Genomic DNA, 5984 nt, shown 5'->3' on the forward strand with positions numbered 1-5984 from the left:
GGCTCGCCAAGGACTGGGAGTGCCTGAACCGGTCAGGCCTGTGCTTCCTGCGCTGGGCCTCCGTCCGCCTCATGCTGCGAAGGCTCTGCCAAACCAGAACATGATCCCGGACGGACTCTAAAGACGCGTTCGCCAATCTCCAGTGTTTCACGCGCGCGCACCGCGCTGATCGGCTTAAGCACAGGTGTTCTGACGGCGATGACACATCGATCCGATGGCGTGTCTGCGAAAGCGAGCAAAACCTGATGCTGAATACCTCCCTGCCTGATTACCAACTCAGCCATTCCGGTCACGACATGGCAAGTCGTGAGGAGTTGCGTTTGCGATATCGCTACGGCGGACCCCTGCTGCGCCTCGATTGATCCATTGCCCGCTTTCGCAATCAGTATCCAAATCGCGCTACGTGTCCGATTGAATACTTCCATAGCCGACCGCTCACGTGGCGCGACTGCGATCGGCATAGGGTCAAGAGTTCCAGGCATTGCCGGCCGCGGAGTTGTCGGCAGTACAACAGCGTTCCTTTGATGCGACGTCCCAACGGTCGCACGTGGGTTAGCAGCAGGCCCCGTTTTGAGCAGACCAAGGTCAAACCGTAGCGCCCTTATCCACCAGCGGAGATCGCTTTCGACCTCTGGCAAACACGACGGAGCACGTGGATTTCGGAGCGAAGCGCCAGTGGGTCCGCAAAACTCGCCCAGCCGGAGTTCCTGCAACTGTTCGCAAGCCTCAAAAGGGCCATTCAGGCGAACCAACCTATCGACTTCTGTGCAATACCAACGATTGAGGCGACGGGCCTCATCCGCCTGTTGCGGCGACCAATCTTCGAGCCGAGTTGCAGACCGGATGTCGTCCGGCAGCATATCCTTTTCGTAGAACGCCCCTGGCTGCGCAAGAGCGGTGCTAGTGAACCAAACAAGGAGCAGCGCCGCCATCCAGTTCGCCATACGTAATGGTTCTGGCTGGTGCCGGCGTAGTCAAGGATCGACTTGCCCCACGCTGCTATTCGATGACACGCCGTACCGGCTTCCCTCTTCCCACATATCCCGGCGCCCCAAGCTGCGGGTCATCCACCAGCGCCGCCGCGACTGGCGGCTCGCCGCATTGCTGGCACCGCATCCTAGCGACCAAGGCCGGCGCCCGAACCTCCGGCCCGAAGCGGCGGGCCAGCAACCGGCAGGGAAACAAGGTGGTCCGGCCGCAGATGCATCGGACCTCCAACCACCAGCTATCCAGCGCGGCGAGGGTGTCGAGGGGCGGCGGCATGATCCCTCCAGTGACGCGAACGTATAGAGAACATTGTCACGCCAACGCAGCGCAGTGCGTGCCGTCTCAACATCACAGGTTGTTTCGGGACGGGCGGCCTCTGACGACCAGCTACCCCCGCCGGCTGGGTAGGAATTGCGTAGAGTGGGGTAGGATCGGGGGTAAGCCTGGCCGATTTCGTCTTAACGCATTGAAATCGCTGGGCTTTCTGGCGGAGAGGGTGGGATTCGAACCCACGGTAGGCTTGCACCTACTTCGGTTTTCGAGACCGACGCGATCGACCACTCCGCCACCTCTCCGCGGCAGGGTCGCCCGGCCCTATAAGGGGCGTCGCTGGCCGGTGCAACGCCCTTCGCCGGCCAGGGGTGCCGCCCCTTTGGGCGCCTCGCGCCGGCCGCCTCCCTGGGCATCTCCCCCTCAGCCGCCCGCCTCCGCCGTTGACGCCGCCGTCCGGCCGCCGCTATAAGCCCGCCCTCCCGGCGGCACCCCGTGTCGCGGGCGGCCTTCCGTGGCCGACAGACCGCCGAGTTTCCACCAGTTTCCCCGGGGCACCACCGCCCCGGCACCGAAAGCCCGGCGCGACCGGGTTGGGGCCGCACGATGACCTTCGCAGTGATCCGCACCGGCGGAAAGCAGTACCGGGTGACGCCCGATGCCACCCTGACGGTGGAGAAGCTCGAGGCCGAGCCGGGCGCCACCATCACCTTCCACGACGTGCTGGCAATCGGCGGCGAGGCCGGGCTGACCCTCGGCGCCCCAACCGTGCCGGGCGCCCGCGTCACCGCCACCGTGGTCTCCCAGACCCGCGGCGAGAAGGTCATCATCTTCAAGAAGAAGCGCCGGCAGAACTACCGCCGCAAGAAGGGCCATCGGCAGCACCTTACCGTGCTGAAGATCGCCGAGATCGCGGCGGCCTGAAGGAGATCGGATCATGGCACACAAGAAGGCCGGCGGTTCCTCCCGCAACGGGCGCGACAGCGCCGGCAAGCGCCTCGGCGTCAAGCTGTTCGGCGGCCAGGTCGTGAAGGCCGGCAACATCATCGTCACCCAGCGCGGCACCAAGATGCTGCCGGGGCGGCATGTCTATGTCGGCCGCACGCATTCCCTGCATGCCGAAGTGGATGGCCGCGTGAAGTTCGAGCGCAAGGCCGAAGGCCGCGTCGCCGTGTCGGTCGAGGCGCTGCCGCAGGCCGCCGAATAGGCTCCGGCACCGCCATCCGCAGTGCGGGGGCCTGGCGCCCCCGCGGCTTGTCGTACCGGGGGCCCTCGCGGCCCCCGTTCGCATTTCCGGGGCCCGCTCTCCGCCCCACCCCACCCAGGGTCCCACTCCCATGAAATTCCTCGACGAAGCCAAGGTCTGGGTGAAGGCCGGCGATGGCGGCGACGGCGTCGTCGCCTTCCGGCGGGAGAAATACATCGAATTCGGCGGGCCCGATGGCGGCAATGGCGGCCGCGGCGGCGATGTGGTGGCCGAGGCGGTGGAGGGGCTGAACACCCTGATCGACTACCGCTACGCGCAGCATTTCAAGGCCCGCAAGGGCGGCAACGGCGCCGGCAATGACCGCAGCGGCGCCGGCTCGGACGATGTCGTGCTGCGCCTGCCGGTCGGCACCCAGATCCTGGCCGAGGACCGGGAGACGCTGCTCGCCGATCTCGACACGCCGGGCATGCGGGTGGTGATCGCCCGCGGCGGCGATGGCGGCCATGGCAATGCGCATTTCAAGACCAGTACCAACCGCGCCCCGCGCCGCGCCGACAAGGGCTGGCCGGGGGAGGAGCGCTGGATCTGGCTCCGCCTCAAGCTCATCGCCGATGCCGGGCTGGTCGGGTTGCCGAATGCCGGCAAGTCCACCTTCCTCGCCGCCGTCAGCGCGGCGCGGCCGAAGATCGCCGACTACCCCTTCACCACGCTGCACCCGCAGCTTGGCGTCGTGCGGCTGAACGCGTCCGAGGAATTCGTCCTCGCCGACATCCCCGGCCTGATCGAGGGCGCGCATGAGGGCGTCGGCCTGGGCGACCGCTTCCTCGGCCATGTGGAGCGCTGCGCGGTGCTGCTGCACCTGGTCGATGGCAGCCAGCCCGACCCGGTCGGCGCTTGGCGCACGGTGCGGGAGGAGCTGGCGATGTACGGCCAGGGCCTGGCCGAGAAGCCGGAGATCCTGGCGCTGAACAAGCTGGACGCCATGACCCCGCAGGCCAAGGTCAGCCGTGCGAAGGCGTTGGAACGCGCGGCGGGCCGGCCGGTGCTGCTCTGCTCCGGCGCGACCGGGGATGGCGTGCCGGAGGTGTTGCGGGCCCTGGCCGGGCCGGTGGCCGCGGCGCGGGACGCACGGGCGGCGCAGCCGGCGGCCTTGCCGCTGCCCAGCCCGGTCGCCTCGCCTCGCGTCCAGGTCCGCCGAATCGAATCGCTCGAGCAGGACTGAGGATCCGGTTCCGGCGGGGACCGGCGGCGCGGAGACGCGACGCGGCCCTGGCTGCCGGTCTGCCACGACGCAGCGGGGCGCCGCGCGACCGCTTCCGCGCGCCGCGCCCGCTCCCGGCCGGCGCGGCCCCGCGCGATGCGGGGCGGCATCATGCCCATCCCGCTGCCGGCTGGCCGTGACCCTCCTCAGGGTCGCGCCGCGGCCCCCAGCCTGATGCATCGCGCCGCGCCAGCCCCGGGACGCTGATCCCGCCATCCCGGCCGGCCTCCACGGCCGGCCCGGCCCGCGCAGGGTGCCGCAGGCGCGGCCGCCGCGCCGGCAATGCCTGCCCTGCCGGTGCCCCGACATGAGCCGGCCGGCCCCGGGCCAAGGCCCTCCTCCCCTGGCGCGCGGGCCACCCAGCCCGCCGACCGCCGCGCCGGACCGGCATCTGCGCGGCCGCCGCCGACCGCCGCGGCGGTGGATGGCAGACCGGGGCAGATCCCGCTCAGGTGGAATCACCCGAGCGGGTGAAGCTGCTCGCAGAGTCGGATGACTAGAGCGGTTGCCATGCGCCCTGGCGGCCGGAAACCGCGCTGGCCCCCACTCCCCACCCGACCCAGGCCGAGAGGGCGGTCGCGGGCCGGACGGCGCTGTCCCCGTCCGCGGTGGCCGGGTGCGGGTCTCCCCCCGTGTCGCCGGGCGCCTGGCCGGCGCCTTCGTGCCGCAAGGGCTTTCCCCCTGGCCATCGCCCAGCCGCGGCGTGCCGACACCGGCCCACCCGAACGGTCTTCGCCCGCCGGTTGCGGCGAGGCGGCGCCAGGCGGGACCGGCACGGGTGCCGGCGGTCCCGCCGCGCCAGGCCCGGCATTCCCGGGACAACAGTGATCCCACGCTGCGAAACACCCCTCGGGTGAGGGACTCCGGGCGCCCGCAACCCCCAGTCCCGATCTCCTGCCGCGTGGTTCTGTCCGTTTCCGCACCCAAGAGTTGAAGTGTGAATCGCCTTCTCGCGATTGCACCTCCAGATTGTATACTTCATACGCTTCACCCGCGACGCGAGATCACAATCCTGTGCATCACGCGATGTTGGAGAGCAGAAGCGCATGGACCTCGGCACCGCGAACACGACCGGCCCGGACAGCCTCGTCCTCAGCCTCTCGCAGGAGGCGTGGCAGGGCGATGCCCAGTTCACGGTCTCGCTCGACGGGCAGCAGGTCGGCGGCATCTTCAGCGCCGCCAGCGCGCATGGTCAGGCCAGCGACACGCTGACCCTGCACGGCGACTTCGGCGCCGGCCAGCACCAGGTGACCGTCACCTTCCTCAATGATGCCTATGCCGGCAGCCCCGACACCGACCGCAACCTGCATGTCGACGGCATCGCCCTGAACGGCGCCGCGCTGCCGGGCGGCACGGCCGACCTGCTCTCGGCCGGCAGCGCCAGCTTCGCCTTCGGCCCGCAGGGCCAGGCCGGGGCGCCAGCCCAGCCGGCGGTCCAGCCCGCCATCGAGGCGCAATCCTTCGCCCCGGCCAGCCCCGGCGGCTACCGCGAGGTCTGGCACGAAAGCTTCGACAACGGCCTCGGCATGTTCTCGCATGCCTGGGGCCCCGGCGTGGACGCCTCAGTCCCCGGCCAGATCACCATCCACAGCACCGCCGACAACCAGGACAGCGGCGCCATGGTCCGCCCGGCCGGCGGGGAGAGCGGCTTCGGCTTCGGCCTCTACAGCTTCACCCTGAAGACCGCCGGGCCGATCGGCACCTATGCGCTCACCTGGCCGGCCAGCGATGCCTGGCCGGGGCCGGAGATGGACATCCTGGAGATCGACGGCGGCGGCCGGCCCTATTCCACCCTGCACTGGAAGGGCGGCGACGGGTCGAACCAGTACACCTCCTTCGGCCTGGGCGATGTCGACGTGACCCAGACCCATACCTATGCGCTGGACTGGCAGCCGGGCCGGCTGACCATGTTCGTCGATGGGCGGGAAGCCTGGACCACCACCGACCATGTGCCGATGGATGCGGCGCATGGCGGGGAGAATACCTGCCCCGGCATCGGCGTGCAGACCTGGTGGAACGACGGCGCCCTGGGCGGCGGCAACTTCATCACCCTCTACGACGCCTCCTACAGCGTCATCGGCTGAGCGCCAGCGGGTCGGCGGCCGGTTGCCGGTGGCCGACCCGCGCCGGGCCCCGGGTGCGGGCGGGCCCTGGCCTTCAGGCCTCCGGCCCGCGATCCGGGCGCCGGCCCCGCCCCGCCTGCGACAGGTGGGGCGCGACACCGCAGGCCGCGCCGCCGCGGGGCGCGCCTGCCCGGCG

At 70.2% G+C, this 5984-nt stretch carries 4 protein-coding genes and 1 tRNA gene; 4 read left to right on the forward strand and 1 reads right to left on the reverse strand.

Translation table 11 applies throughout. From position 1 onward, the window contains the following. Window positions 1-1472: 1472 nt before the first annotated feature. Window positions 1473-1562, reverse strand: a tRNA-Ser gene (locus E2C05_RS27645). A gap of 301 nt (window positions 1563-1863) precedes the next feature. Here E2C05_RS27645 and rplU point away from each other — a divergent pair. The 4 genes from rplU (at window position 1864) to E2C05_RS27665 (ending at window position 5809) form a co-directional block, all read left to right on the forward strand. Continuing rightward, complete coding sequence (gene rplU, locus E2C05_RS27650; RefSeq protein ID WP_133222867.1) at window positions 1864-2181, forward strand: 50S ribosomal protein L21; 318 nt, start codon at window positions 1864-1866, stop codon at window positions 2179-2181. Window positions 2182-2194: 13 nt separating this feature from the next. Then, window positions 2195-2464: a 50S ribosomal protein L27 gene (rpmA, locus tag E2C05_RS27655; protein WP_133222868.1), complete on the forward strand. Its 270-nt coding sequence runs from the start codon at window positions 2195-2197 to the stop codon at window positions 2462-2464. 130 nt (window positions 2465-2594) lie between these two features. Beyond that, window positions 2595-3686 carry a GTPase ObgE gene (gene obgE, locus E2C05_RS27660; RefSeq protein ID WP_133222869.1) on the forward strand — a complete coding sequence of 364 codons (1092 nt, stop codon included), beginning with the start codon at window positions 2595-2597 and terminating at the stop codon, window positions 3684-3686. Between the two features lie 1085 nt (window positions 3687-4771). After that, window positions 4772-5809, forward strand: a complete 1038-nt coding sequence (locus E2C05_RS27665; protein ID WP_133222870.1) for a carbohydrate-binding domain-containing protein — start codon at window positions 4772-4774, stop codon at window positions 5807-5809. The last annotated feature ends 175 nt before the right edge of the window (window positions 5810-5984 follow it).

The sequence above is a fragment of the Paracraurococcus ruber genome (genome assembly GCF_004353985.1).
In the GTDB taxonomy this organism is placed as follows: Bacteria; Pseudomonadota; Alphaproteobacteria; order Acetobacterales; family Acetobacteraceae; genus Paracraurococcus; species Paracraurococcus ruber.

Coding starts and splice junctions, on each gene's coding strand:
- rplU (WP_133222867.1), top strand. CDS start 1,864: ATGACCTTCGCAGTGATCCGCACCGGCGGAAAGCAGTACCGGGTGACG.
- rpmA (WP_133222868.1), top strand. CDS start 2,195: ATGGCACACAAGAAGGCCGGCGGTTCCTCCCGCAACGGGCGCGACAGC.
- obgE (WP_133222869.1), top strand. CDS start 2,595: ATGAAATTCCTCGACGAAGCCAAGGTCTGGGTGAAGGCCGGCGATGGC.
- E2C05_RS27665 (WP_133222870.1), top strand. CDS start 4,772: ATGGACCTCGGCACCGCGAACACGACCGGCCCGGACAGCCTCGTCCTC.